We start from the raw sequence: 26,390 nt of genomic DNA, 5'->3' as shown, positions 1-26,390 counted from the left end.
GCGGTGGCCCGCCGCGGGCGGGGCCGTCGCGCCTCGCCGCGCGCGGGCGGCGCGACGGTCAGCGCTTCTTCTTGGACGGCGAGCCGCCGCGGGGCGACGTGACCGCCTTCTTCGAGCTGGCCGTGGTGCTGCGCGCGACCGCGCGCGTGGACACCGGTGCGACCGCGGCCCGGGGCACGCCGCCGCCGCGCTTGCTGGTGACCACGGCATGCTTGGCGCCGCTGCCCACGTTCTCGGCGGCCGCCGCTCGCACGGGCAGGTACACCACGACCTGGAAGCCGCGCTTGAAGCGGTGGCCCGCTGCCACGTCGTTCCACTGCGCCACGCGCGCGGGACTGAGCTTGTAGCGGTTGGCGATGCTGGTGACGCTGTCGTTGCGGCCCGCCTTGACCACGGTGCGGCGGGTGACGATCTCGGGCTCGAAGCTCAGGTGGCCCGTCTCGGCCACGACGGCCGCCACGTCTTCCTTCACGCGGGCGGTGCGCGGCACGATCAGCGTGGAGCCCGACTTGATCAGCATGCGCGGCGGGATGTTGTTCATCGCCCGCAGGTCGGCTTCGCTCATGCCGGTGCGCTGGGCGGCATCGGCCACAGTCATCGTCGAAGGCACCGTCCAGGCCGTCCAGCTCGCGTACTGGCCCTGGTTGTAGGCCTCGAAGTTGCGCTTGAAGACGGCGGCGTTGTCCCAGGGCAGCAGGATGGGCGTACCGCTGGCGGCCAGCAGCACCGGCTTGTGCGCGGCCGGATTGAGGGCCCGGAAGTCCTCGATGCGCACGTCGGCCAGCTTGGCGGCGAGTTCCACGTCCAGGTCGCGCGTGAGCTCGACGGTCTGGAAGTAGGGGTGGTTGGCGATGAAGGGCAGGTCGACGCCGAACTGCTGCGGGTTGGCGACGATGTTCTTCACCGCCTGCAGCTTGGGCACGTAGTAGCGGGTCTCGTCGGGCATCTTCAGATCGGCGTAGCCCGTGGGCAGGCCGGCCTTCTGATTGCGCGCGATGGCGCGGCCCACGTTGCCCTCGCCCCAGTTGTAGGCCGCCAGCGCCAGCTGCCAGTCGCCGAACATGGTGTAGAGGCGCTGCAGGTAGTCTAGGGCGGCACGGGTGGAGGCGACCACGTCGCGCCGGTCGTCGCGGAACAGGTTCTGCTTGAGGTCGTAGTCATTGCCGGTGGCCGGCATGAACTGCCACATGCCGGTGGCGCGCGCGCTGGAGACGGCCTGCGGGTTGAAGGCGCTCTCGATGTAGGGCAGCAGCGCCAGCTCGGTGGGCATGCCGCGCCGTTCGAGCTCTTCGACGATGTGGAAGATGTACTTGCTGGAGCGCTCCGTCATCCGCTGGATGTAGTCGGGCCGGGTGGCGTACCACTGCTCGCGGTCCCGCACGAGGTCGCTGTCCAGGTCGGGCATCTTGAAGCCGCGGCGGATGCGGTCCCACATGTCCACTGGCGGCGCGAGGGTGACCACGCTGTGGCCGCTCCATTCCTGGCTGCCGGGCACCAGCGGCGTCAGCCGGCCCGTGGGATAGACCGGCGCGGCGGAGGACGAGGAGGCCGTTGCGGCGGCCTGGATCGCCTTGGAGTCGGGCGGGGTGCTGGCGCAGCCGGCCAGGAACAGCGAGGCAGCCACCATGGCGGCGGCGAAAAGTCTCTTCATCGGAAGTCGTTTTTCCATTGGCGCAGGGCAGCGAAGACGGCAACCTCGTCGTCAGACTGCACGCCGGGCGCGTGCGCCTGGACGGCGGCGATGACGGTGCCTTCGCGCGAGCGCAGAAAGGGGTTGGTGCGGCGCTCCATCGCCAGCCGGGCCGGCAGGGTGGGGCGCCCTTGGGCGCGCAGCGTCTGGCAGTGGCGCTCGTGATCGACAAGCGCGGCATTGCCGGGTTCCACCGCCAGGGCAAAGCGCAGGTTGGAGAGGGTGTACTCGTGCGCGCAGCACACCTGGGTGTCGTCGGGCAGGGCGGCCAGCGCATCGAGCGAGGCCAGCATCTGCGCCGGTGTGCCCTCGAACAGGCGGCCGCAGCCGCCCGAGAAGAGGGTGTCGCCGCAAAAGAGCAGCGGATGGGAAAGCGGGGCCGGCGGCTCGCGCAGCACGTAGGCGATGTGGCCGGCCGTGTGGCCCGGCACATCGATGACATCGAAGCGCAGGCCGAGTGCCTGCGCGTGGTCGCCACCGCGCATTGGCGTGAAGGGCTGGGGGATGTTTTCGGTGGCGGGACCGAAGACCTGGGCCCCCGTCGCCTCGCGCAGCGCAGCCACGCCGCCCGTGTGATCGCCGTGATGGTGTGTGACTAGAATCGCCGCCAGTTCAAGCCCGGGCTCCCGGGCCAAGGCGTCGAACACCGGTCCGGCGTCGCCTGGATCCACCACGGCGGCCTGCCCGTCGATCTGGAGCATCCAGATGTAGTTGTCGGCGAAAGCAGGCAACGGAACAAGGGTCATGACCGATCAAATTATAAAGTTGGGCGATTGGTTGAAGACCCCGCCCGGCCGCCTGCTGCAGGCCTGGGAGGCGTCGCAGTTCGACGAGGCGGTGGTCGACATCTTTGGTTATCACGCACTGCAGCTGGGCTGTGCCGAGATCGACACGCTGCGCACCAACCGCATGCCGCATCGCTGGCTGGCCGGCGGTCCCGAGGAGCCGCCGGCCGCTTCGGCCGGCCTGCTGACGGACTTCTCGGCCTTGCCCTTCGGCGCCAACAGCCTGGACCTCGTCACGCTGCCCCACACGCTCGAACTCGCTGCCGACCCGCACACCACGCTGCGCGAGGTGGAACGGGTGCTGGTGCCCGAAGGCCGCGTGGTCGTCTGCGGGCTGAACCCGGCGAGTCTCTGGGGCCTGCGGCAGCGCCGGGCCCGACTGTACCGGCATCTGGGCGGCGGCGAACTTTATTTGCCGGGCCCCTCCGAACTCATCAACTACTGGCGTCTGCGCGACTGGCTGCGTCTGCTGGGCTTCGAGGTCGAGTCCGGCCGCTTCGGCCTGTACCGGCCGGCCGCGCGCGGTGAAGCCTGGCTTCAGCGCTACCGCTGGATGGACGACCTGGGCGAGCGCTGGTGGCCCATCTTCGGCGCCGTCTATTTCGTCGTCGCGGTCAAGCGCGTGCGCGGCATGCGTCTGCTGCCGGCCGACTGGAAACGGCGGCCGGCGATGGCGGCGGCACCGCGCCCGATCGCCGGCCGGACATCCAGAACTGGAAAGAAACACAACCTTTGAACGAAGTCACGATCTACACCGACGGTGCCTGCAAGGGCAATCCCGGCCCAGGCGGCTGGGGCGCCTGGCTCAAGTCCGGCACCTTTGAAAAAGAAATCTTCGGCGGCGAGCTGGACACCACCAACAACCGCATGGAGCTGATGGCGGTGATCGAGGCGCTGGCCGCGCTCAAGCGGCCCTGCCGCGTGGTGCTCTTCCTGGACAGCCAGTACGTGCGCCAGGGCATCACGTCCTGGATCCGCGGCTGGAAGGCCAAGGGCTGGCGCACCTCGACCGGTCAGCCGGTCAAGAACGTGGAGCTGTGGAAGCGGCTCGATCAGCTGGTGGCCGACGGCGGGCACCAGATCGAATGGCGCTGGGTGCGCGGGCACTCGGGCGATCCAGGCAATGAACGCGCGGACGCGCTCGCCAACCGTGGCGTGCTGCACGCGCAGGGGCGCGCCTGAGCTTTCCGTCTTAGTTCACGGCGACTGCCGGGCGCCGGCCGCGCGCCGCCGTCAGAACAGCGTGTTTAGCAGCAGCACGTCGACTTCCTCGCCGGCGTCGACGTGGCCCTGATCGTGTGGCAGCACGACCAGGGCGTCTGCCGCCACCATCGCGCTGAGCACCGCCGAACTCTGGTTGAGCGCGACGTCGACCACCGGCAGGGCGCCGGGCACCCGGCGGACCACCGCGCGCTGGTACTCGGTCCGGCCGGGGCGCTTGCGCAGCGCGCGGCTCGTGCGCGCACGGACCAGGGGCGGCGCGACCGCCTCGGCTGCGCCGCACCCGGCCAGTTGCAGCAGCGCCGGCCGCACGAACACCAGAAAGCTCACCATCGCGGCCACCGGGTTGCCCGGAAGGCCGAAGAAGGGCAGCGGCGCGCCGGCATCGCCCGTCAGCACGCCAGCGGCAAAGGGCCGGCCGGGCCGCATCGCGACGTGCCAGAAGGCCAGTTCGCCCGATGCTGCGAGCGCGGACCGCGTGTGGTCGGCCTCGCCCACGCTCACGCCGCCGGAGCTGATCACCACGTCCGCCTGCCGTCCGGCATCGGCGAGCGCTGCGGCCAGGGCGTCGGCCCGGTCGGGCACCGGGCCCAGGTCGAGCGGTTCAAGGCCGAGGCTGCGCACGAGCGCCGAGAGGGTGGTGCGGTTGCTGTCGTAGATCGCACCGGGGCGTGGCGGCTCGCCGGGCTGGAGCAGTTCGTCCCCAGTGGACAGGACGGCGACCCGGAGCCTGCGCCTCACGTTCACCTCTGCCTGTCCGAGACTCGCGAGGAGGCCGAGCGCCGCCGGCGTGAGGCGTGTGCCCGCGGCCAGCGCCAAGCCGCCGGCCCGCAGGTCCTCGCCCGCTTTGCGGCAGTGCGCGCCGGCGACGACGCGGAGGCGGTCGAAGCGCACCCGGTCGGCTTGGGGCTGGCACAGCTCCTGGGGCACCACGGTGTCGGCACCCTGTGGCATCACGGCGCCCGTCATGATGCGCAGGGCTTCGCCCGGGCCCAACTGGCCGGTCCAGGGTGCGCCCGCGCGGGCCTTTCCCACCACGCGCAGGTCCAGCTCCGCGGCCGCGGACTGCAGCGCCGCGCCGGAGAAGGCATAGCCGTCCATGGCGGCGTTGTCGTGCGGCGGAACGGAAACCGGCGACAGGACGTCCGCCGCCAGGATGCGACCCACTGCTTCGCCCAGCGCGATCTGCTCGGTCGGCAGGTCCTTGCGGCCACGCGCGACCAGACGGGCGATGCGCGGGTGCACTTCGTCGATATGCAGGTCGGGCGTGATGTCGGCGTGGGAGGGATTGTTGGGCGAAGAGGTCATGGCGGGAGGCGTGCCGGCAGGGCGCGGCCGCCGAGTATCGGCCGCCTCAGCGCTGGTCGTTGAGAGCGGCGAGCGCTTCCAGGGTGTTGATGTTGGCGAAGGCGGCCGGGTCACCGGGCTGGTCGAAAGGCACCAGCTGCGCGCCCTGCTGGCGTGCCCAGCCCATGACGCGGCGCTCGCCGCGCGCCAGCCAGTCGCGCAGGCTGGCGTGCAGGCGCGTGTGGACGAGGCAGAACACGGGTTGCGGACGCGCGTCGTCGTCGCCGGGCCCGCTTCGAACGGTGGGGATGGCGATGTCGGCCCCAGTGGACCGGGCGGCGTGCAACAGGCGTGCGGCAAGGTCGGGGGGGAATGCCGGCACGTCGCACGGCACCGTCAGCAGCCATGGCGTGGTGCAGCGCTCCATGGCGGCCAGCATGCCGGCCAGTGGGCCGGCAAAGCCGGCGATGCTGTCCTGCACCACCGGCACGCCGAAAGTCTCGTAGGTGGGCAGATGGCGATTGGCGCTGATGAGGAAGGCGTCCACCTGAGGCTGCAGCCGTTGCAGCGCATTGAGCGCCAGCGGCTGGCCGCGATAGGGCTGGAGGCCCTTGTCGGCGCCGCCCATCCGCCGGCCCTGGCCGCCGGCCAGCACGGCGCCGGTGAGGGTGGCCGTCCCGAGGGCGGGTGGCTGATGCAGCGGCTCCTCAGCGGCGCTCACGGCGGTCCTCCGGCCAGGCTGGCGGCGTGCGCAACCACGCGGCAAGAGGGCTGGCGGTCATCCGCCGATGTAGCTCATCTCGACGCGGCGAGGGGCCGGACCCTCGGCCGCCTCGTCGGCCGGCCGGCGGGCCCGCAACTCGGAATAGCGGTCGCCCCGCTGCGTCCAGATGCTGCGCACGGTGCGCGCCAGCGCCTCGTCGTCGGCGCCGCCGCGCAGCAGTTGCCGCAGGTCATGGCCCTGGGAGGCGAAGAGGCAAAGGTACACGCGGCCTTCGGTGGAAAGGCGAAGCCGGCTGCAATCGCGGCAGAAGGCCTGCGTGACGCTGCTGATGACGCCGATCTCGCCACGGCCATCGGCGTAGGCCCAGCGCTGCGCGGTCTCGCCCGGCGCGCTGGCCTCCAGGGGCCGCAGCGGCAACTCGGCGGCGATGTGCGCCACCACGTCGGCGGAGGGCATCACCTCGTCCATGCGCCAGCCGTTGGTGGCGCCCACGTCCATGTATTCGATGAAGCGCAGCACCACGTTGCCGCCATGCCGCTCACGGAAGTGCCGCGCCATTGGCAGGATCTCCTGCTCGTTGGTGCCGCGCTTGACCACCATGTTGACCTTGATCGGCCCCAGCCCCGCCTCGCGCGCGGCATCGATGCCGGCCAGCACGTCGGCGACCGGGAAGTCCATGTCGTTCATGCGGCGGAAGACGGCGTCATCGAGCGCATCGAGGCTGACCGTCACGCGCTGCAGGCCGGCGGCCCTGAGCGCATGCGCCTTGCGTGCGAGCAGCGAGCCGTTGGTGGTGAGCGTCAGATCCAGTGGCGACCCGTCGGGCGTGCGCAGCGCGGCGAGTTGCTCGATCAGGTGCTCGATGTTCTTGCGCAGCAGCGGTTCGCCCCCCGTGAGGCGGATCTTGCGCACGCCCTGGTCGACGAACACGTGCGCCAGGCGCGTGATCTCCTCGAAGCTGAGCAGCGCGGAATGCGGGAGGTAGACATGGTTCTTGTCGAACACCTCCTTGGGCATGCAGTAGCTGCAGCGGAAGTTGCAGCGGTCGGTCACGCTGATGCGCAGGTCGGTGAGGGGACGTCCGAGCCTGTCCTGCAGCAGGCCTGCGCGCACCCCGTCTTCGTCGCGCGGCGCGGGCAGGGGCGCATCGCGGCGCTGGTCGACGAGGGGGATCACGCGAAAGGCCATGGGATGTGTGGGGAGCGGCGCCTCGCAAGGACGACGTCGGTGGGCGTTGCAGTTTATCGACGGGGTGCATTCCGGCGCAGCGTGGGGTCTGCCCTTGCGGGAGAACCCGGGGGCGGATGCAGGGCTGTCCGCCGGCAGGCGACGCCCAGCCGTCGGCACCCCCTGCGTCCGCTGGTAGCCGGACCGGCGCCCGGACTACATCGACGGGCCTGGCCCGGTGGTTCACTGCCAGCGCTCCAGTGTTGGAGGGCGGGCGCCCTCCCGGTGCCGGAGCGATGCCGTCACCGCAAGGACCGACCATGAACGACCCTGAAACCGCTGCCTGGCCTGCCACGCGCAGGCATCCGCGCACTGCGCGCCGCTGGCTCGGGCTGGCGATCATGGGGGTGGGCGTGTTGGTCCTGGCAGGGCAGTTCTGGTCGCTGGTTGCCAGCAGCGAGGTGGTGGGGCAGGCCCTGGTGGGTGGCTCGGTCGCGGCCCTGGCCACGGCGCTGGGTACGCTGCCAGTGCTGTTCTCCCAACGGCTTTCAGAGCGCGTACAGGACACGCTCTTCGGCTTCGGCGCCGGCGTCATGCTGGCGGCCTGCGCTTTCTCGCTGATCCTGCCTGGGCTGGAGGTGGCCAAGGAGCAGGCGCTGTTCGGCGGCGGCCGCTGGTCCGCGGGCGGCGTGATCGGCGCCGCGATCCTGCTGGGCGCTGCCGCCCTGATGGCCATGGAAAAGCTGCTGCCTCACGAGCATTTCATCAAGGGCCGCGAAGGACGCGACACCGATGCCGTGCGCACGCTGCGGCGCACCTGGCTGTTCGTGATCGCCATCGCCCTGCACAACCTGCCCGAAGGGCTGGCCATCGGCGTCGGCTACGCGGGCAACGATGGGCTGCGTGCCAACGCGCTGGCGACGGGCATCGCGATCCAGGACGTGCCCGAGGGGCTGGTGGTCGCGGTGGCGCTGCTGGCTGCGGGTTATGGGCGCGGCGTCGCCGTGGCGCTGGGCATGGCGTCCGGCCTGGTGGAACCGCTGGGCGCCGTGCTGGGCGCCGCGGTCGTCGAACATTCCGCTTTGCTGCTGCCCTGGGGATTGGGCTTTGCGGCCGGCGCGATGCTCTTCGTCATCAGCCATGAAATCATTCCCGAGTCCCACCGCAAGGGCCATGAGGCCTTTGCGACGGGCGGGTTGATGGTGGGCTTCGTGCTGATGATGCTGCTGGACACGGCGCTCGGGTGAGTGCCGTGCCCGCCGACGGCCTCAGCCGTGGCGGATGGCCACCGTCTTCAGCGTGGTGAAGCCGTAGAGCGCCTCGAAGCCCTTTTCGCGACCGTAGCCGGAGGACTTCACCCCACCGAAGGGCAGTTCGACCCCGCCGCCCGCGCCGTAGTTGTTGATGAACACCTGGCCGCTGCGCAGCCGCTTCGCCATGCGGAACTGCCGCGATCCATCGCGCGTCCACACGCCGGCCACGAGCCCGAACTCGGTGGCATTGGCCAGGCGCACCGCGTCATCCTCGCCATCGAAGCGCATGGCCGCCAGCACGGGGCCGAAGACTTCCTCCTGGGCGATGCGATGGTCCACCGGCACGTCGCGCAGCAGCGTGGGCGCCTGGTAGAAGCCGGAGTCGGGCGCCTCCTCCACGACCTGGCCCTGGGCCACCATGGGGATGCCGGCAGTCTGGGCATCGGAGAGGAAGTCCCACACGCGCTGCTGCTGGGTCTGACGGATCAGCGGGCCGAGGTCCAGGTCCATGGCGGCGGGCCCCACGCGCAGCTTTTCGAAGGCCGCACCTAGGCGGTCGAGCAGTGGTTCGTAGATGCTGCCTTCGATCAGCACGCGCGAACCGGCCGAGCAGGTCTGGCCCGAGTTCTGCACGATGGCATTGATGAGCACCGGAATGGCGGCATCCAGGTCGGCATCGGCAAAGACGATCTGCGGGCTCTTGCCGCCGAGTTCGAGCGTGACGGGGCAGTGGCGCTCGGCAGCCACCTGCTGGATCAGCGTGCCCACGCGAGGGCTTCCGGTGAAGCTGATGTGATCGATGCCGGGGTGGCGTGCCAGCGCGTCGCCGACTTCATGGCCGTAGCCGGTGACGATGTTGATGGCGCCTGCGGGAAAGCCCACTTCGGCCGCCAGTTGCGCCACGCGGATGAGCGACAGGCAGGCGTCTTCGGCAGGCTTGACCACGCAGCAGTTGCCCGCGGCCAGCGCGCCACCGACGCTGCGCCCGAAGATCTGCATGGGGTAGTTCCACGGGATCACATGGCCCGTCACCCCGTGCGGCTCGCGCCAGGTCATGACGCTGTAGCCGTCGAGGTACGGAATGGTTTCGCCGTGGAACTTGTCGCACGCGCCGGCGTAGAACTCGAAGTAGCGCGCCAGGGCCAGCGCATCGGCACGCGCCTGCTTGGTCGGCTTGCCACAATCGCGTTGCTCCAGCGCCGTGAGTTCGTCGGCATGTTCCGCCACCTTCAGCGACAGGCGGTACAGCAGGCGTCCGCGGTCGGCGGCCGAGAGGCGGGCCCAGGCGCCGTCGTAGCAGGCGCGCGCTGCCTGCACGGCGGCGTCGATGTCGCGCGCATCGCTGCGCTGCAGTTCGTCGAAGGCCTGGCCGTCGGAGGGGTCGAGGACCGGAATCACGCGGCCGCTGGCGGAGGCGGCATGCTCGTTGGCGATGAAATTCAGTTGCATGCCCCCAATTGTGGAGGAGCCGTCGCCATTGCGTCGGCGGGGATAATGTCCCCCGTCAAAACAGGTATCCGGAAATCGCCGAAAATAACGACATGCCGTGCATGTACTCCCCACTTCTCTCTGCCGTCCGCGGCGTGTTCGTTCAACAGGGAGGCGCCCATGGCCAGCTCTGATGTCAAGACGACCATGGACGAGGCTGGGCTGCGCTACAAGTCCAAGACCCCGGGTTCTCCCTTCAAGGCTTCGTCCTCCTTCAGCGGCGCCACGATGTCGTGCTTCCTGTGCGGCAAGCACCGCCCCCGCTCCCTGATGCAGACGAAGCGCGTCCTGGGCAAGGCCCAGCCGGTGTGCGCGCCGTCCTGCAAGGAACTGGAAGCGACCCTCAAGGGCGGCGGCTGAACCCACGGGGCGCCCCGCATGGGGCGCTTTGAAGCCTGGACCGGTGCTCCAGGGGGCTGAAGGCGGGGCATCCCGCCTTCGTCGTTTGCCGATGTTCAGTTTGCGCCGACAGGGGTGTAGCTGTCATGGTGGTCGGCCAGCCACTGTTGCGCAAGCGTGCCATCCTGTTCGGAGGGATGGAACGTCGGGCAAAAGTAGGCGCGCCACGCGCGCACATTGCTGGTCAGCAGGCCTTCGCGACTGAACAGGGTCTGCCAGGCCTGCCGCCAGGTCGATCGCTTCCACAGCTGTTTTTCATGGCGCAGATTGGCCACGGTCTGTCGAAGCAGGTCGGTCAGGAAGAGCAGGGTGACGCGCCGCATCCAGCGCCGCCGCCATGATTCGGCGCCCCCGACGGCGCGATAGAGGTCGAAGGCGGTGCATTTGTGCTCCGACTCCTCGGCCGCATGCCACATCCACATCGTGCGCAGACGAGGCTCGACCGCCTCCAGCGTCCGGGGATGGCGCAGCAGCCAGTCCGCGAAGATGGCGGTGAAATGCTCGGTAGCGGCAGTGATCGCCAGGGCGTGTCGCGGATCCTGGCCCTCGAGCAATGCCATCCGTTGCTTCATGCGTGGCGTCCAGGAGTCCTCGAGGCCCTGCCGTTCGAGTTGGCCGTTGAACAGGGCGTGGATGCGCCGGTGCGTGGCTTCCTGGCCGATGAAACCGCGCACCTCGGCCTGCCAGCGCTGTTGCGCATCGGGCGCCAGCAGCGGCAGCGCGCCCCGCACGGCATCGATGAAGAACTGCTCCCCGAACGGAAAGCTCATGGACAGCGCATTGAAGAAAGCCGTCTGGAAGGCATTGCCCGCGCACCACTGGCGCTCGAACGGCGCGTTGAGGTCGATCAGCAGTCTTCGAATCACGAGCTGGCTCATCAGGGGTCGCTTTCGGAAAATTGGTACGGTGGCGTACCTAGATCATCCTCCCAGGTGCCGTTACGCTCAAGTGCCGACCGGGCCCCGATGAGGGGCTTTGTACGATCTACTGCCGGCCGCGTTCCGCGGCCTTCGCACTGCATGAACAGCTCCACCGCACCCGAAGAGAAGCTCACAGAGGCCGGCCATCGCGAGCGCCTGCTGCAAGGCATGGCCCGCGCCCTGGCGGCGCGCGGGTACGCCCAGACCTCCATCGCCGACATCGTGCGGGAGGCCGCGGTGTCGCGCCGTACCTTCTACGAGCACTTCGCGGGCAAGACCGAGTGCCTGCTGGCGCTGTATGAAGCGGCCAGCGGTGTGGCGTTGAAGGTGCTGGTCGAGTCGGTCGACCGGTCGAGGCCCTGGCAGGTCCAGGTGGACGGCGCGGTGCGGGCCTATCTGGAGTGCCTGGCTTCCGACCCGGTTCTGCTGCGTACGCTGTTCGTCGAGATCCTCGGCCTGGGCCTGGAAGGCCTCGCGGTCCGGCGCCGGGTACACCGGGCCATTGCCGATTTCATCGGCGCAGCCGTTCCCGATGCGGAGGGTCAGCCGCTCGACCGGCAGATGGCCATGACGGTCGTGGGCGGCATCCACGAACTCGTGCTCCTCGCGGTGGAGGAGGGGCGGGAGGCCGACCTCACCGCGCTGGTGGAGCCGGCCACGCGCCTGGTGCGTGCCGTGGCGCAGCGCTGACGGTCAGCGTTGCATCGGCGTCGGCGTCGGCGTCGGCGTCGGCCTTGGGTTGGAAGTGGTCGGCTGCGCCTGGGCCACTTGCCCGAGGACGGGCGCACCGAGGCCCGCCGCCCGCGGGGGCTGAGGCGCGTGGAACTGCACCACCAGCGGCACGATGAGCAGCGCCACGATGTTGATGATCTTGATCAGCGGATTGACCGCCGGCCCGGCCGTGTCCTTGTAGGGGTCGCCCACCGTATCGCCCGTGACGGCCGCCTTGTGGGTCTCGCTGCCCTTGCCGCCGAAATGGCCGTCCTCGATGTACTTCTTGGCGTTGTCCCAGGCGCCGCCGCCGGTGCACATCGAGATCGCGACGAACAGGCCGGTGACGATGGTGCCCATCAGGAGGCCGCCAAGTGCCTTGGGCCCCAGCACCAGGCCCACCACCATGGGCACGAGTACCGGCAGCAGCGACGGGATCATCATCTCCTTGATGGCCGCGCCGGTCAGCATGCCGACCGCCTTGCCGTACTCGGGCTTGCCGGTGCCGTCCATGATGCCGGGGATGGTGCGGAACTGGCGCCGCACTTCCTCCACCACTGCGCCGGCCGCGCGGCCCACGGCCTCCATGGCCATGGCGCCGAAGAGGTAGGGAATCAGCCCGCCGATGAACAGTCCCACGATGACCAGCGGATCGGACAGGTTGAAGTCGATGGCCTGGCCGTAGCTTTCGAGCTTGTGCGTGTAGTCGGCGAACAGCACCAGCGCCGCCAGACCCGCCGAACCGATGGCATAGCCCTTGGTCACCGCCTTGGTGGTGTTGCCCACGGCATCCAGCGGGTCCGTCACGTCGCGGACGGACGACGGCAGTTCGGCCATCTCCGCGATGCCGCCCGCGTTGTCGGTGATAGGGCCGTAGGCGTCCAGCGCGACCACGATGCCGGCCATCGAGAGCATCGAGGTTGCCGCCGCGGCCACGCCATACAGCCCGGCCAGCGTGTAGGCCGCCAGGATTGCGGCGCAGACGAAGATCACCGGCCATGCCGTGGAGCGCATGGACACCCCCAGGCCGGCAATGATGTTGGTGCCATGGCCGGTGGTGGAGGCCTGGGCCACATGCTGTACCGGCTTGTACTGCGTGCCCGTGTAGTACTCGGTGATCCATACCAGGGCGGCCGTCAGGGCCAGGCCCACGAAGCAGGCGCCGAACAGGCGCAGCTGGCTGCCGGCGGCGACCACTGCGTTGTCGGGTATCAGCCAGGACGTGACGAACCAGAACGCGATGAGCGACAGCACGCCGGCGACCGCCAGGCCGCGGTAGAGCGCCGGCATCACGTTGGTCATGCCCGGTGACGCCTTGACGAAGAAGCAGCCGACGATGGACGCGATGATCGAGACGCCGCCCAGCGCCAGCGGATAGATCACCGCGTTCGCCGGCGCTGCCGTGACCATCAGCGCACCCAGCACCATGGTGGCGATCAGCGTGACGGCGTAGGTCTCGAACAGGTCGGCCGCCATCCCAGCGCAGTCGCCGACGTTGTCGCCCACGTTGTCGGCGATCACGGCGGGGTTGCGCGGATCGTCCTCGGGAATGCCTGCTTCGACCTTGCCGACGAGGTCGGCGCCGACGTCCGCTCCCTTGGTGAAGATGCCGCCGCCGAGCCGGGCGAAGATGGAGATCAGCGAGGAGCCGAAGGCAAAGCCGATCAGCGGATTCAGCGCCTGCGGCGTGGCCGTGCCCGCGCCCAGGAAGGCATAGAAGCCGGCGACCCCCAGCAGCCCCAGCCCGACCACCAGCATCCCGGTGATGGCGCCACCCCGGAATGCCACCTGCAACGCCGGTCCGATGCCCCGCGCTGCGGCCTGCGCCGTGCGCACATTGGCACGCACCGAGACGTTCATTCCGATGAAGCCGCAGGCGCCCGACAGCACGGCGCCGACCACGAAGCCGGTCGCCGTGAGACCGTCGAGAAAAAGCGCGATCAGCACCGCGAGCACCAGGCCCACGATGCCGATGGCCGTGTACTGCTTGGCCAGGTAGGCCGAGGCACCGGCCTGGATCGCCGCGGCGATCTCCTGCATGCGAGCGTTGCCCGGGTCGCGGGAAAGAATCCAGCTTCGCGCCCAGACGCCGTAGATGACGGCGATCAGCCCACAGGCGATCACCGCATACAAAGGGAAGTTGCCAGTCATTGCCGTCTCCATGTGGTTGTGAAGACGCCAGCCGGGACCCTGCCACAACGCGCCGGGCCCAACTGCCGCCGCGTTGCTTCCTCGATGCTGGGGGTAGAACCCGCCTTGCACTGATTGGCCAACGCAACGAATTTACAGGCAAACCGCGCCGGTGTCAGGCTGGCGTCGGCCCGCTGGCTAAACTCGGGGTTTGTCCCGAGCCGCGGGGCGAACGCCATTCCAACCATAGACAAGCCATGTCCTTCGACAAAATCCCCCCGGGCCCCAAGGCCCCTGAAGAGTTCCACGTCGTCATCGAGATCCCGATGAACGCCGATCCGATCAAGTACGAGGTGGACAAGGAAACCGGTGCGATCTTTGTCGACCGCTTCATGACCACGGCGATGTACTACCCGACCAACTACGGCTACGTGCCGCAGACGCTGTCGGGCGATGGCGACCCGGTGGACGTGCTGGTGGTCACGCCCTATCCGCTGCTGCCGGGCGTCGTGGTCAAGTGCCGCGCGCTGGGCATCCTGAAGATGGAAGACGAGGCCGGCGTGGATGGCAAGGTGCTGGCCGTGCCCACCGACAAGATCCTGCCGATCTACAGCCACTGGAAGACGGTGCAGGACGTGAACCCGATGCGCCTGAAGGCCATCAGCCACTTCTTCGAGCACTACAAGGACCTCGAAGCCGGCAAGTGGGTCAAGGTGCTGGGCTGGGACGGCATCGAAGCCGCCCACAAGGAAATCACCGACGGCATCGCCGCGTACAAGAAGTAATCCGCCGCCGCGGATTGCGATCATGAGCCCGCTTCGGCGGGCTTTTTCGTGGGCACTCGGCGCATTGGTGGCCGTGCGCGTCAGAAGCCCAGGTAGCGGCCCGGCTTGTGGTTGATGGCCAGCACCGCATTGAGGGCAACGGCGCCGGCAATGGACAGCATCACCCGCTGCGGCTCCACCAGCACGAAGGCGGTCGCGACGATGAGGCAGTCGAAGCCCATCTGCACCTGCCCGGCGCGCCACCCGTTCTTCTCCTGCAGCCAGACCGCGAGGATGCCGATGCCTCCCAGGCTGCAGCGGTGGCGGAACAGGATCAGGAAGCCGGTGCCCGTCACCAGCCCGCCGGCCAGGGCGGCATAGAGTGGGTGCAGGCGGTCGAAGTGCAGCAATGCCGGCTGCCAAAGGGTCAGCAGGGACAGCGAGGCAACGGCCAGGAAGGTCTTGATGGTGAAGGCCGGGCCCAGCTTGCGCCAGGCCAGCCAGTAGAAGGGCAGGTTGAGCAGGAAGAAGAGGGTGCCGAAGCTGGCGCCGGTGCCGTAGTGCAACAGGAACGCGATGCCTGCGGTGCCGCCGGTCAGCAGTCCGGCCGTGGTGAACAGCGCCACGCCCATGGAGATGAGCAGCGTGCCGCTGGCGACGGCCAGTGCGTCCTCCCACAAGGCATGGCGGGTCCGCGGGGCTGCTGGGGAGACGGGAGCGGCGGCGTCGGTCATCGACCGAGCTTAGCGGGTGCCAGGGCTGGCCCGCATGATCTGGCGCAGGGGTGCGTCCTGCGGCCTCACGGCGCGAGAGGTGTCAGGCGCGGAACGGGCTTCGCTCGCCGAGTTCCGACAGGTAGGCCGACACGCCTTCGTCTTCCCGCGCCAGGAAGCGCTCCACCGCATCCGCGAAGGCCGGGTGGGCGAGCCAGTGGGCGCTGGTGGTCCTGACCGGCATGAGTGCGCGCGCCATCTTGTGCTCGCCCTGTGCGCCGCCTTCGAAGCGATGCACCTGATGGGTGATGCACCATTCGATGGGCTGGTAGTAGCAGGCTTCGAAGTGCAGGCAGTCGACCCGCTCCAGTGCGCCCCAGTAGCGTCCGTAGGCGATGCCACGGCCATTGGCGTCGGCGCCCAGGCCGATCAGGCTGCAGGCCATGGGACGGCCTTCGCGTTCGGCCACGAACAGTAGCCAGGCGTCGGGCAGGCTGGTCGCCATCCGATGAAAGAAGTCCCGGGTCAGGTAGGGTGGGTTGCCATGCTCGCGGTAGGTGCGCGCATAGCAGCGATAGAAGAAATCCCAGTCCGCGTCACGGATGTCCGTGCCGCGCGCCCAGCGGAAGCGCACGCCGCTCTCGGCGACCTTGCGGCGCTCCTGGCGGATCTTCTTGCGCTTCTCCTGGTTGAGGGCCGCGAGGAAGTCGTCGAAATCCCGATAGCGGCGCGCCTGCTCTTCCTGCGCCGGGTGGACGTTTTCCCAGTGGAACTGCACTGTGTGCCGCAGCATGAGGCCGGCGGCTTCGCAGGCGGCAACGTCTTCGTCTTCGCCGAACAGCAGGTGCAGGGAAGACAGTTCGTTGTCCGCCGCCCAGGCCACCAGCGATCGGAGGAGCGCCAGGCGCGTGGGCGCGTCGATCGCCAGCAGTCGGGTGCCGGGCACCGGCGTGAACGGCACCGCCACCAGGGCCTTGGGGTAGTACCGCAGGCCGTGCTGTTCATACGCATTCGCCCAGGCCCAGTCGAACACGTATTCGCCGTAGGAGTGGGACTTCAGGTAGAGCGCGCAGGCCGCCGCCAGCTCGTTGCCCCGCCACAGCGTGGCAAAGGCGGGAGCCCAGCCCTTCTGCGGCGTTGCGCTCCCGCTCGCATGCAGCGCCGCAAGGTACTCGTGCCGCATGAAGGGGCTGGGCGCAGCCTGCCGGGCGAGCAGGGCGTTCCAGGCCGCGGCATCGATCTGCAGTGGATCGTGGACGATCCTGAATTCGAGGGACGCTCCAGGCATGGCCGCTTCACTCCGTGCCGACCGCGCGCCGGCGGCGCTCCGCGATCCAGATGCCGCCCAGCACGAGCGCCAGCGCGACGAGGTGGAAGGGGCGCAGCGGCTCGTCCAGCACCAGCACGGCCAGCAGAGGGCCGAAGATCGGCGTCAGGTTGACGAAGACCCCGGCGCGCTCCGGCCCGATCAGCGAGACGGCCTGGATGAAGGTGATCTGCGACACGAAGGAGGGCAGCAGACCCACGAACAGCATCAACGCCCAGCCGGTCGCCGTGGGCATGAAGAAGCGGTCCGTGGCCACCTCGAAAGCCAGCAGCGGCAGGGAGGTCAGCGCCGCGACGCCCGCGGCGGCGGCGAAGAAGACGATCGGCGGCACGGGTGGCCGGCGGGTCAGCCCGAGCATGTACCCGGCGTAGAAGAGGCTGGCCAGCAGCATCCAGAGGTCGCCGACGTTGAAGTCCAGCGTGGCGAGCACGTGAAGCTGGCCGCGCGAAGCCACGACGACGCAGCCCGCCAAAGTCACGGCCACGCCCAGCGCCTGCATGGGCCGGAAGCGTCGGCCCGCGAACACGAAGCTGCCCAGAAGCACCAGCACCGGGATCGTGCCCTGGATGATGGCGATGTTGATGGCCGAGGTGTGGTGGGCCGCCGCGTAGAAGAGGGCATTGAAGGCAGTGAAGCCTGCCGTGCCCATGATGGCGATCAGACGCCAGGATCGCGCCACGGTGCGCCAATGCCGGGCGATCTCGTGCCGGGCGGTGAACCACAGCGCCACACAGCAGATCGTCCACCGCGCCGTGGTCAGCATCATGGGCGAGATGTTTCCGACGGCGAGCCTCGCAGCGACGGCATTGCATCCCCACATCAGGGTGGTGAACACGAGCAGCAGCGTGGCGTTGTGGCTGGCGCGCCGGTACGCGGCGGCGATCCCGTGAAGCGCAGGCGGGGAAGTCGAAGGCATGGATCGGCGAGCGTAGCAGCCGACCGCCCGGTGCGCTGGGCGATGGTGCGAATGACATAATTTCCGAGCGTGGGTGCAACTTCGCGCCGCCTCAGCGGCTTGCGACACCTCGTGCCCCAGGGGTCTGCGTGCGCGCGGCCTGTCACCCAGTCTCTTGCATCACTCTCATTACAGGAACTCCGCCATGAAGCAGATCACTGCCATCGTCAAACCTTTCAAGCTCGACGACGTGCGCGAGGCGCTGGGTCAAGTCGGCGTCTCCGGCCTGACGGTGACCGAGGTGAAGGGGTTCGGCCGCCAGAAGGGCCACACGGAGCTCTATCGCGGCGCCGAGTATGTGGTCGACTTCCTGCCCAAGATGAAGATCGAGGTGGTGGTCGCCGACGCCGACGTGGAGAACTGCGTCGACGCCATCGTCACGGCGGCCCGCACCGGCAAGATCGGCGACGGCAAGATCTTCGTGACCGAGGTGCAGCGCATCGTTCGTATCCGGACCGGCGAGGAGAACGAGAGCGCCGTCTGAGGGCGCGCGGCTCCAGCGCGGGGCCGCCCGCCATAAGCCTGCGCGAATGCCCAGCCGCGCCCCTCAGATGTTCTGGGTGAGGAGCGGGGCGCTGCGATCTCGAGGAGCCTGCTGCCGCAGCTTCTCCAGAAGGACATCCAGCTCGCTGCCCGATTCGATCAGGCCCATCTGCCAGTCGTTCATCAGCCCTGCACGGATGCTCTGGTCCACGAAAGCGAGCAGTCCGTCGTAGTAGCCCGCGACGTTGAGCAGGCCGATGGGCTTGTCGTGGTAGCCCAATTGGCGCCACGTCCACATCTCGAAGAGTTCCTCGAAGGTGCCGATGCCCCCCGGGAGGGCGAGGAAGGCGTGGGCACGCGCAGCCATCATCGCCTTGCGCTCATGCATGGTGTCGACCACGTGCAGTTCGTCGCACAAGGTGTTGGCCAGTTCCTTGTCGACCAGCGCCTTGGGAATGATGCCGACCACGCGGCCGCCCGCCAGTCGCGTAGCCTCGGCGACGGCGCCCATCAGGCCCGTGCGACCGCCGCCGTAGACCAGTTGGCCGCCGTTTGCGCCGATCCAGCGGCCCGTGGCCTCGGCCGATTCCAGGTACTCGGGTCGCGTGCCGGGCCGGGAGCCGCAATACACGCAAACGGAAAAGGAGGAAGGGTGATTCATGCGTGCGCCTTCCCACTCAAGCGATGAAGCGTTGCCAGAGCGCGGCAAGCCAGATACCTCCTGCCAGGAGGCTGGTGAGGAAGACGGCGGCGCTCCCCATGTCCTTGGCACGCTTGGACAGGTCGTGCCATTCAGGACCGATGCGGTCGATGGCGGCCTCGACCGCAGTGTTGAGCAATTCCACGATCATCACCAGAAGAACGCCGGCGACCAGAAGCGCCGTCTCGATCCAGCTCTGCCCGACGATGAAGGCCAGCGGCAGGAGGACGATCGCGAGACAGGCCTCCATCCTGAAGGCAGGCTCGCCCCAGCCGGCCTTCAGGCCATTGAGGGAGTAGAGGGTGGCATGCCAAAGACGGTCTAGACCCTTGCGCGCTTTCTGGGGATTGACATGCAGGGTGGGGTCAGGAGTGCTCATCGGGGAATCGGCGAGGCATCGACGATGCGGGTGCCTGCCCATGCGTCGTGCCAGAACTGTTGTTGAGGGTGAAAACGTGCCAGCAGGGCCCAGATGGCGACCCAGCCTGTCATCAGAACGAGCACTTCGCCGCCGCTCACCTTGAACGGGAGGGCATGGATGGCCGCCAACGGCGGCAGGAACCAGATCCAGCCGAGCAGGTAGCGGACCAGCGCGCGACCCTGGGTCAGGGGGCGTCCGCTCCGGTCCACCATGCGCAGCCTCCAGGTCTTCATCGCGAGCGTCTGGCCGCGGGACCAGAACACCGTGAAGTAGATGCCGAACACCACGAAGAGAAAAGCCTGGAGGAGGGGGCGGCGTGCATCCATGGCGTCACGCATCTGCCCCAGCGTGCTGAAGAGCCAACCAGCCACGAACACGACGGCAAAAAGCAGCAGTCCCTCGTAGAGCCAGCAGGCCATCCGGCGCCAGATGCCGGGGGTAGCCACTGGCGTCGGTACGTCTTGGCGGGCTGGAGGAATGGAGGAAGCCGGGGTGCGCAACGAAGGCATGCCCTATTGTCGGGCACGCCGGCTAAGGCGCCGTGGCAGTCGGCTCGGCCGATGGCCGTCCCGTCATCAGGACGCCGCCCGCCTCCTGGCCCGTGGCGTCGCCGATCGGCGCGGCATTGGCAGCCTCCGGCCCGGGCGAGGGCGTGATCTGGATCCGCGGGCCGCCATGCGGCTGCTGGAAGGCCGTGGCGGGCACGGGAACCAGTTTGTCTGCCGGCACCGGCCGCGCTGCAGGAGCGGCACCGATGCTGCGCCCGCCGGCACTCTCCGCGAGTTTGCGCCGCTCCGCTTCGCTCAGGGCCTGATAGGCCTCCCACTTGGCCTTGAGCTGATCGGCCGGCGCGAGATTGCGCACTTCGGCGAAGTTGAGCCGCGCCAGCGCGCGCTGGCGCGGACTCAGTGCAGCCCAGTCCGTCATGCGTTCATGCAACTTGGCCTGCTCCGCTGCCCCGATATGGTCGAAGTTGCGGGACAGCGCGATCCATTTGCGGCGCTGGGCATCGCTCAGGGTGTTCCAGTGGGGCGCCAGCGGCGCCAGGGCCTGCTGCTGGGCTTTGGTGAGCGTTGTCCACCGCGGTCCACTGCGCGTGGGCGCTGCCGATTTGCCCGATCCTGCGGCTGCGCCACTTTCGCCGGCATGTACGGCAACCGAACCTGCCCCGATGGTCATGACGGCCAGGATCAGTGCAAAAATGTTGCGTGTCGGGAACGTTTGACGGCCTTGGGCATGGTCGCCAGGCGAAAGATTCTTGTGCGAAGGCCGGGTCATGTCGACCTCCATCACTGGTGCGCAGCGGCGGCGTTCGCCTTCAAGAACTGGGCAAAACCGGGGTCGGTGTAGGCAGCGGGTGGGAGGTCGTCGGTCAGCAAGGCTGCGTCGACCTCGGCCAGTTCGGCTGTACGGCGCTCTTCCTGGGTCAGACCGATGGTGAGCAGGCCAATCGTCAGCAGCAGCAAGGGCACCACGGCCAACGCGCGCTGCCACCAGCCCTGAATGCCGAGGACGGCGCTGCCGCCGGTGTCGACCACGACGGTGTGGGCCATCTCGCGCTTTCGCTGGGCGAGCGCCCGTGTGCGGGACGCTCGGAGGCGCTCGCTGATGTCGCGCGGCAGGTCGTCGGCACCGGCGCTCAGTCGAGCGGCAATGGCGCGGCCGAACAGGTCTTCCGGATTGGAGGAGGAGGTCATGCGTGTCGAAGTCATGGCGGCAGAAACCCCTTCGCCTTGAGGGCGCGGCTGAGTGCCTGGATGGCCCGGGAGCAGTGCGTCTTCACGCTGCCTTCTGAGCAGCCCATGGCGGCGGCTGTCTCGGACACATCCATCTCCTCCCAGTAACGCAACAGGAAAGCTTCTCGTTGACGAGTGGGGAGTGCCGCGATCTCGGCTTCGATCTGGTGGAAAACCTGGGTGCGGCGGGTGACATCCTCGGCGCTTTCGGTCTCGCGGGTGTCGAGGTCACCGTTGAAGCTGCCGAGCAGGTCGAAATCGCCCGCGTCGTCGTCGTTGCTCTCGAAGTCGCTGAGGTTCGAGAAGAGGGCCCGCCGCGTCTTCTGCCGCCGAAACCAGTCGAGGGTGCAGTTGGACAGGATCCGCTGGAACAGCATCGGCAACTCGGCCGGTGGCTTGTCGCCATAGTGTTCGGCCAGCTTCATCATGCTGTCCTGCACGATGTCCAGGGCCGCCTCTTCATCGCGAACGTGGTACAGCGAGCGCTTGAATGCGCGCTTTTCGACGCTCTTGAGGAAATCTGAGAGTTCTTGTTCGGTGGCCAAGCGCGAGGTTGCCGTAGGGCGAGGGAGGGGCGACTGCGGAGGGGCTATGGCGCGAACCTGTGACAAAGGCCCGCAGACAAACTCATGGATTATTGCATTGGCCGGCATGAGGCTGGCTTTTGCCCTGTCCGGTGTCATAATCGCCGGCTCGCAGTCAAAAGGCAAACGGGTCAAAGTCCGGCGGTTCACCTGTCCGCCCATGGTTTTGGCCTCAAGTCCTGGCGCGGCCCCACAAGGGCTGGCAAGGGGCACCCAAGGTTTTTCGTTCCCGAAAACTCGGAAGGTTCATCAAATGGAAATCTCCAAGGCCGAAACCGCCGCCGTCGCGGCTGGCCAACCTCAAGAACTCATGGGCTCTGAAGTGCTGATCAAGGCACTGCAGGCCGAAGGCGTGAAGTACATCTGGGGTTACCCGGGTGGCGCCGTTCTCTACATCTACGACGCGCTGTACAAGCAGGACACCATCCAGCACGTGCTGGTGCGTCACGAGCAAGCCGCTGTGCACGCCGCTGACGGCTACGCTCGCGCCACTGGCGACGTCGGCGTGGCGCTGGTCACCTCCGGCCCCGGCCTGACCAATGCCGTGACTGGCATTGCCACGGCGTACATGGATTCGATCCCGATGGTGATCGTCGCTGGCCAGGTGCCGACGGCCGCCATCGGCCTGGATGCGTTCCAGGAGTGCGACACCGTTGGGATCACGCGGCCCATCGTCAAGCACAACTTCCTGGTCAAGGATCCCAAGGATCTGGCGATGACCATGAAGAAGGCCTTCCACATCGCCCGCAGCGGCCGGCCGGGTCCGGTGGTGGTGGATGTGCCCAAGGACGTGTCCTTCAAGAAGGTGGCCTACCACGGCTACCCGGACAAGGTAGAGATGCGCTCGTACAACCCGGTGCGCAAGGGCCATGGCGGTCAGATCCGCAAGGCGCTGCAACTGCTGCTGACGGCCAAGCGTCCCTACATCTATACCGGCGGCGGCGTGCTGCTGGGCAATGCCACCAACGAGCTGCGCACGCTGGTGGACATGCTGGGCTATCCGGTCACCAACACGCTGATGGGCCTCGGCGCCTACCCGGCGAGCGACCGCAAGTTCCTGGGCATGCTGGGCATGCATGGCACCATCGAAGCCAACAACGCGATGCAGAACTGCGACGTGCTGCTGGCCGTCGGCGCGCGCTTCGACGACCGAGTGATCGGCAACCCCAAGCACTTCGCGCAGAACGAACGCAAGATCATCCACATCGACATCGACCCGTCGAGCATCTCCAAGCGGGTCAAGGTGGACGTGCCCATCGTCGGCGACGTGAAGGATGTGCTGACCGAGCTGATCTCCATGGTGCGCGAGAGTGGTACCAAGCCCGAGGCCGGGGCCCTGGCCGACTGGTGGAAGACCATCGAGACCTGGCGCAGCCGCGATTGCCTGAAGTACGACCGCGACAACAAGGACGTGATCAAGCCGCAATACGTCGTCGAGACGTTGTGGAACATGACCAAGGACGTCGAGGCCTATGTGTGCTCCGACGTCGGTCAGCACCAGATGTGGGCTGCGCAGTACTACCGCTTCGACGAGCCGCGGCGCTGGATCAATTCCGGCGGCCTGGGCACCATGGGCGTGGGCATTCCCTACGCCATGGGCATCAAGCTGGCCAAGCCGGAGGCGGACGTCTTCACCATCACCGGTGAAGGCTCGGTGCAGATGTGCATCCAGGAGCTGTCGACCTGCCTGCAGTACAACACGCCGATCAAGATTTGCTCGTTGAACAACCGCTACCTGGGCATGGTGCGTCAGTGGCAGGAAATCGAATACTCCGGCCGCTACAGCCACAGCTACATGGACGCGTTGCCCAACTTCGTGAAGCTCGCCGAGGCCTATGGCCACGTCGGCATGCTGATCGAGCGACCGCAGGACGTCGAGCCCGCCCTGCGCGAGGCCCGCAAGCTCAAGGACCGCACCGTGTTCATGGACTTCCGCACTGACCCCACCGAGAACGTGTTCCCGATGGTGCAGGCCGGCAAGGGCATCACCGAGATGCTGCTGGGCAGCGAAGACCTCTGACGCACCCGGCGCCGCTGGCGGGTCTGGTCGGCGCCTTCTCCCTTTCTTCCAGACGAATCTATTGCCCGCCGAGCCTGCGCATTACCGTGCGCAGGGGAGGGCGGCGAAAAGAGGAATCGACATCATGAAGCACATCATTGCCGTGCTGCTCGAGAACGAGCCCGGCGCACTCTCCCGCGTGGTGGGCCTGTTTTCGGCCCGCGGCTACAACATCGAGTCGCTGACGGTGGCCCCCACCGAAGACCCAAGCCTGTCACGCATGACCATCCAGACCCAGGGTTCGGACGACGTGATCGAGCAGATCACCAAGCACCTGAACCGCCTCATCGAGGTGGTCAAGGTGGTGGACCTGACCGAAGGCGCCTACACCGAGCGCGAGCTCATGATGGTCAAGGTGCGTGCCGTGGGCAAGGAGCGCGAGGAGATGAAGCGCATGGCCGACATCTTCCGCGGGCGCATCATCGACGTGACCGACAAGAGCTACACCATCGAGCTCACTGGCGACCACGGCAAGAACGATGCCTTCCTCGACGCCATCGACCGCAGCGCCATCCTCGAGACGGTGCGAACGGGCCCGAGCGGCATCGGCCGCGGCGAGCGCATCCTGCGGGTTTGACGAGATCGGGGCTCGGTCCTTGTCCGTCCGGTCCGAGCCTGTCGAAGCCCCGCGAGCCAGCCGGCCTGCGGGACTGCAATGAGCCCTTCGACAGGCTCAGCACGGACGGCATCCACGCATCGCAAACGCATCATCCAACCGGAGAGAAGACATGAAAGTTTTTTACGACAAGGACTGTGACCTGAGCCTGATCAAGGGCAAGACCGTCGCCATCATCGGCTACGGCTCGCAAGGCCACGCGCATGCCCAGAACCTGAACGACAGCGGCGTGAAGGTCGTGGTCGGCCTGCGCAAGGGCGGCGCTTCGTGGGACAAGGTCGGCAAGGCCGGCTTGACCGTGCTCGAAGTCAACGACGCCGTGAAGTCCGCCGACGTCGTGATGATCCTGCTGCCCGACGAGCAGATCGCCGAGGTCTACAAGAACAACGTCGAGCCCAACATCAAGGAAGGCGCCTCGCTGGCCTTCGCCCACGGCTTCAACGTGCACTACAACCAGGTCGTGCCCCGCGCCGACCTGGACGTGTGGATGGTGGCGCCCAAGGCTCCCGGCCACACCGTGCGTTCCACCTATGCCCAGGGCGGCGGCGTGCCCCACCTCGTGGCCGTGCACCAGGACAAGTCCGGCAAGGCCCGCGACCTGGCCCTGAGCTACGCCATGGCCAACGGCGGTGGCAAGGCCGGCATCATCGAGACCAACTTCAAGGAAGAGACCGAGACTGACCTGTTCGGCGAGCAGGCCGTGCTGTGCGGTGGCGCCGTCGAACTGATCAAGATGGGCTACGAGACGCTGGTCGAAGCCGGCTACGCGCCCGAGATGGCCTACTTCGAGTGCCTGCACGAGCTCAAGCTGATCGTCGACCTGATCTACGAAGGCGGCATCGCCAACATGAACTACTCGATCTCCAACAACGCGGAGTTCGGCGAGTACGTGACCGGCCCCGAGGTGATCAACGATCAGTCGCGCGCCGCCATGCGCAACGCCCTCAAGCGCATCCAGAACGGCGACTACGCCAAGATGTTCATCCAGGAAGGCCGTCTGAACTACCCGTCGATGACGGCCCGCCGCCGCAATACGGCCGACCACTCGATCGAGCAGGTCGGTGGTCAGCTGCGCGCCATGATGCCCTGGATCGCCAAGAACAAGCTGGTCGACCAGACCCGCAACTGATCGGGCTTCGGCGGGGCATGCTCCGCCAGCTGCAAAGGCCACCGCGTGCGGTGGCCTTTTTCTTTGTCGTCACCCTGCGCCGATGTCCTTTGGAAGCGGCAATCCGGCACCGGGCGCGACGACGTCATTGACTACACTGCCAAGTTTCCCGGAAGGCCGGAGGCCGAATTCATGCACGACCACTCCCCCTTGAACGACGCGCCGATCCGCAAGCGCCGCAAGGGCATCTACGTACTGCCCAATCTGGTCACGCTGGCGGCGCTGTTCGGTGGCTTCTATGCCATCGTCATGGCCATGAACGGCCGCTTCGACCTGGCCACGGTGGGCGTGTTCTGCGCCATGGTGCTCGACAGCCTGGACGGCCGCGTGGCACGCATGACGCACACCCAGAGTGCCTTCGGCGAGCAGATGGACTCGCTGGCGGACATGGTGTCCTTTGGCGCGGCGCCGGCGCTCATCGCCTACGAATGGTCGCTCAAGGGCCTGGGCCGCTGGGGCTGGATTGCTGCCTTCGTCTACTGCGCCTGCGCGGCGCTGCGGTTGGCGCGCTTCAACGTCAACACCGGTGTGGTCGACAAGCGGTGGTTCCAGGGGCTGCCTTCGCCCGCCGCGGCGGCGCTGGTGGCGGGATTCATCTGGCTGATGACCGACTGGGGCCGGCGCGGCGCCGACGTCTGGTACCTGAGCTGGACGCAGATCACCTGGATCACCTTCTTCTTCACGCTGTACGCGGGCCTGTCGATGGTGACCAATGCGCCGTTCTACAGCTTCAAGGACATGCAGATCCGCAAGAGCGTGCCTTTCGCCACGCTGGTGCTGATCGCACTGGGCATCGCGGTGATCAACATCCATCCGCCCACCGTGCTGTTCTGCCTCTTCGTGCTCTATGGCCTGAGTGGCTACGCGATCTATGCATGGCGCAAGGCCAAGGGCCAGCCGGTGAGCATGATCAGCATTTCCACCGATGAGCCCGACGAGCGCGGCTTGCACGAATGATCAGGCCCTGTGTTAGAGTCAGAGCCCTCATGAACGTTTTTGCCCTGGCCCTACTACTGATCTCCCCCGACGGGCGGAGAAGGTAAAGGCGCACGCGCAAAACACCCTCGACACGGCCCGTTTGCACCAGCA

The 26,390-nt window shown here is 67.7% G+C and carries 28 protein-coding genes; 11 read left to right on the top strand and 17 right to left on the bottom strand.

Annotated elements, in window-relative coordinates; translation table 11 throughout:
• Positions 1-58: 58 nt before the first annotated feature.
• Both L0984_RS03235 and gloB read right to left on the bottom strand, forming a co-directional pair.
• Positions 59-1,651, bottom strand: coding sequence for a transglycosylase SLT domain-containing protein (locus L0984_RS03235; protein ID WP_234192307.1), 1,593 nt, complete (start codon positions 1,649-1,651; stop codon positions 59-61).
• The gene (gene gloB, locus L0984_RS03230) at positions 1,648-2,436 is read right to left on the bottom strand and encodes a hydroxyacylglutathione hydrolase (protein ID WP_234192306.1); all 789 of its coding nucleotides are present in this window, start codon (positions 2,434-2,436) and stop codon (positions 1,648-1,650) included. The genes L0984_RS03235 and gloB overlap by 4 nt, the downstream gene beginning before the upstream one ends.
• Between gloB and L0984_RS03225 the strand changes: the two genes are divergently transcribed.
• Positions 2,435-3,211, top strand: coding sequence for a class I SAM-dependent methyltransferase (locus tag L0984_RS03225; RefSeq protein WP_234192305.1), 777 nt, complete (start codon positions 2,435-2,437; stop codon positions 3,209-3,211). The genes gloB and L0984_RS03225 overlap by 2 nt on opposite strands.
• On the top strand, positions 3,208-3,657 hold the full coding sequence (gene rnhA, locus L0984_RS03220) for a ribonuclease HI (RefSeq protein WP_234192304.1): 450 nt from the start codon (positions 3,208-3,210) through the stop codon (positions 3,655-3,657). Before L0984_RS03225 ends, rnhA begins: the two co-directional genes overlap by 4 nt.
• Positions 3,658-3,708: 51 nt before the next feature.
• Here the strand turns inward: rnhA and moeA are convergent, their stop codons facing one another.
• Genes moeA through moaA form a run of 3 tightly spaced genes read right to left on the bottom strand, consistent with a single transcriptional unit; the run spans position 3,709 to position 6,895 of the window.
• A complete protein-coding gene (gene moeA / locus L0984_RS03215; RefSeq protein WP_234192303.1) occupies positions 3,709-5,004 on the bottom strand; it encodes a molybdopterin molybdotransferase MoeA in 1,296 nt (431 codons plus the stop codon).
• Between the two features lie 46 nt (positions 5,005-5,050).
• On the bottom strand, positions 5,051-5,704 hold the full coding sequence (gene mobA / locus L0984_RS03210; protein ID WP_370645878.1) for a molybdenum cofactor guanylyltransferase MobA: 654 nt from the start codon (positions 5,702-5,704) through the stop codon (positions 5,051-5,053).
• Positions 5,705-5,761: 57 nt separating this feature from the next.
• Positions 5,762-6,895 carry a GTP 3',8-cyclase MoaA gene (gene moaA, locus L0984_RS03205; RefSeq protein WP_234192302.1) on the bottom strand — a complete coding sequence of 378 codons (1,134 nt, stop codon included), beginning with the start codon at positions 6,893-6,895 and terminating at the stop codon, positions 5,762-5,764.
• A gap of 299 nt (positions 6,896-7,194) precedes the next feature.
• Here moaA and L0984_RS03200 point away from each other — a divergent pair, with 299 nt between their 5' ends.
• Positions 7,195-8,121, top strand: coding sequence for a ZIP family metal transporter (locus L0984_RS03200; protein ID WP_234192301.1), 927 nt, complete (start codon positions 7,195-7,197; stop codon positions 8,119-8,121).
• A gap of 21 nt (positions 8,122-8,142) precedes the next feature.
• Here the strand turns inward: L0984_RS03200 and L0984_RS03195 are convergent, their stop codons facing one another.
• Positions 8,143-9,576, bottom strand: a complete 1,434-nt coding sequence (locus L0984_RS03195; protein WP_234192300.1) for an aldehyde dehydrogenase family protein — start codon at positions 9,574-9,576, stop codon at positions 8,143-8,145.
• Between the two features lie 159 nt (positions 9,577-9,735).
• Here L0984_RS03195 and L0984_RS03190 point away from each other — a divergent pair, with 159 nt between their 5' ends.
• Positions 9,736-9,975: a hypothetical protein gene (locus tag L0984_RS03190; RefSeq protein ID WP_017757288.1), complete on the top strand. Its 240-nt coding sequence runs from the start codon at positions 9,736-9,738 to the stop codon at positions 9,973-9,975.
• Positions 9,976-10,070: 95 nt separating this feature from the next.
• On the opposite strand, the gene L0984_RS03185 is transcribed toward L0984_RS03190, so the two are convergent.
• Positions 10,071-10,892: a metal-dependent hydrolase gene (locus L0984_RS03185; RefSeq protein WP_234192299.1), complete on the bottom strand. Its 822-nt coding sequence runs from the start codon at positions 10,890-10,892 to the stop codon at positions 10,071-10,073.
• Between the two features lie 141 nt (positions 10,893-11,033).
• On the opposite strand from L0984_RS03185, the gene L0984_RS03180 reads away from it, so the two are divergent.
• Complete coding sequence (locus L0984_RS03180; RefSeq protein WP_234192298.1) at positions 11,034-11,624, top strand: TetR/AcrR family transcriptional regulator; 591 nt, start codon at positions 11,034-11,036, stop codon at positions 11,622-11,624.
• Positions 11,625-11,627: 3 nt separating this feature from the next.
• Here L0984_RS03180 and L0984_RS03175 read toward each other — a convergent pair whose 3' ends face one another.
• Positions 11,628-13,796 carry a sodium-translocating pyrophosphatase gene (locus L0984_RS03175; RefSeq protein ID WP_234192297.1) on the bottom strand — a complete coding sequence of 723 codons (2,169 nt, stop codon included), beginning with the start codon at positions 13,794-13,796 and terminating at the stop codon, positions 11,628-11,630.
• Between the two features lie 236 nt (positions 13,797-14,032).
• Between L0984_RS03175 and ppa the strand changes: the two genes are divergently transcribed.
• Entirely contained in the window at positions 14,033-14,560 is a 528-nt protein-coding gene (ppa, locus tag L0984_RS03170) for an inorganic diphosphatase (RefSeq protein ID WP_234192296.1), read from the top strand.
• Positions 14,561-14,640: 80 nt separating this feature from the next.
• Here ppa and L0984_RS03165 read toward each other — a convergent pair whose 3' ends face one another.
• From L0984_RS03165 to L0984_RS03155, 3 genes are all read right to left on the bottom strand, one after another.
• Positions 14,641-15,273, bottom strand: coding sequence for a YitT family protein (locus L0984_RS03165; RefSeq protein ID WP_234192295.1), 633 nt, complete (start codon positions 15,271-15,273; stop codon positions 14,641-14,643).
• Between the two features lie 82 nt (positions 15,274-15,355).
• On the bottom strand, positions 15,356-16,540 hold the full coding sequence (locus tag L0984_RS03160) for a GNAT family N-acetyltransferase (protein ID WP_234192294.1): 1,185 nt from the start codon (positions 16,538-16,540) through the stop codon (positions 15,356-15,358).
• Between the two features lie 7 nt (positions 16,541-16,547).
• On the bottom strand, positions 16,548-17,495 hold the full coding sequence (locus tag L0984_RS03155; RefSeq protein WP_234192293.1) for a DMT family transporter: 948 nt from the start codon (positions 17,493-17,495) through the stop codon (positions 16,548-16,550).
• A gap of 184 nt (positions 17,496-17,679) precedes the next feature.
• Here L0984_RS03155 and L0984_RS03150 point away from each other — a divergent pair, with 184 nt between their 5' ends.
• Positions 17,680-18,018 carry a P-II family nitrogen regulator gene (locus L0984_RS03150; RefSeq protein WP_017757297.1) on the top strand — a complete coding sequence of 113 codons (339 nt, stop codon included), beginning with the start codon at positions 17,680-17,682 and terminating at the stop codon, positions 18,016-18,018.
• A 63-nt stretch (positions 18,019-18,081) separates the two neighbouring features.
• Here L0984_RS03150 and L0984_RS03145 read toward each other — a convergent pair whose 3' ends face one another.
• From L0984_RS03145 to L0984_RS03120, 6 genes are read right to left on the bottom strand one after another with little or no spacing between them, the layout of a single operon-like run.
• A complete protein-coding gene (locus L0984_RS03145; RefSeq protein WP_234192292.1) occupies positions 18,082-18,678 on the bottom strand; it encodes a TIGR00730 family Rossman fold protein in 597 nt (198 codons plus the stop codon).
• Positions 18,679-18,694: 16 nt separating this feature from the next.
• Positions 18,695-19,096, bottom strand: coding sequence for a diacylglycerol kinase (locus tag L0984_RS03140; protein ID WP_234192291.1), 402 nt, complete (start codon positions 19,094-19,096; stop codon positions 18,695-18,697).
• The gene (locus tag L0984_RS03135; protein ID WP_370645877.1) at positions 19,093-19,647 is read right to left on the bottom strand and encodes an RDD family protein; all 555 of its coding nucleotides are present in this window, start codon (positions 19,645-19,647) and stop codon (positions 19,093-19,095) included. Before L0984_RS03135 ends, L0984_RS03140 begins: the two co-directional genes overlap by 4 nt.
• Positions 19,648-19,669: 22 nt before the next feature.
• Complete coding sequence (locus tag L0984_RS03130; RefSeq protein ID WP_234192290.1) at positions 19,670-20,416, bottom strand: DUF3106 domain-containing protein; 747 nt, start codon at positions 20,414-20,416, stop codon at positions 19,670-19,672.
• Positions 20,417-20,427: 11 nt separating this feature from the next.
• Complete coding sequence (locus tag L0984_RS03125; RefSeq protein ID WP_234192289.1) at positions 20,428-20,835, bottom strand: DUF3619 family protein; 408 nt, start codon at positions 20,833-20,835, stop codon at positions 20,428-20,430.
• Between the two features lie 11 nt (positions 20,836-20,846).
• On the bottom strand, positions 20,847-21,419 hold the full coding sequence (locus L0984_RS03120) for an RNA polymerase sigma factor (RefSeq protein ID WP_234192288.1): 573 nt from the start codon (positions 21,417-21,419) through the stop codon (positions 20,847-20,849).
• A gap of 292 nt (positions 21,420-21,711) precedes the next feature.
• Between L0984_RS03120 and L0984_RS03115 the strand changes: the two genes are divergently transcribed.
• From L0984_RS03115 to pssA, 4 genes are all read left to right on the top strand, one after another.
• Positions 21,712-23,478 (top strand): acetolactate synthase 3 catalytic subunit, encoded by a 1,767-nt coding sequence (locus tag L0984_RS03115; protein ID WP_234192287.1) that lies wholly within the window; start codon positions 21,712-21,714, stop codon positions 23,476-23,478.
• A 124-nt stretch (positions 23,479-23,602) separates the two neighbouring features.
• Positions 23,603-24,094: an acetolactate synthase small subunit gene (gene ilvN / locus L0984_RS03110; RefSeq protein ID WP_017759053.1), complete on the top strand. Its 492-nt coding sequence runs from the start codon at positions 23,603-23,605 to the stop codon at positions 24,092-24,094.
• A gap of 151 nt (positions 24,095-24,245) precedes the next feature.
• On the top strand, positions 24,246-25,262 hold the full coding sequence (ilvC, locus tag L0984_RS03105) for a ketol-acid reductoisomerase (protein WP_234192286.1): 1,017 nt from the start codon (positions 24,246-24,248) through the stop codon (positions 25,260-25,262).
• Between the two features lie 171 nt (positions 25,263-25,433).
• On the top strand, positions 25,434-26,258 hold the full coding sequence (gene pssA, locus L0984_RS03100; protein ID WP_017759055.1) for a CDP-diacylglycerol--serine O-phosphatidyltransferase: 825 nt from the start codon (positions 25,434-25,436) through the stop codon (positions 26,256-26,258).
• Positions 26,259-26,390: the final 132 nt, after the last annotated feature.

This window comes from Pseudacidovorax sp. NFM-22, from assembly GCF_021401245.1.
GTDB lineage: Bacteria > Pseudomonadota > Gammaproteobacteria > Burkholderiales > Burkholderiaceae_C > Xenophilus.
The sequence above is the reverse complement of the archived record's forward strand: the minus strand, read 5'-3'. Positions and strand labels throughout refer to the sequence as shown.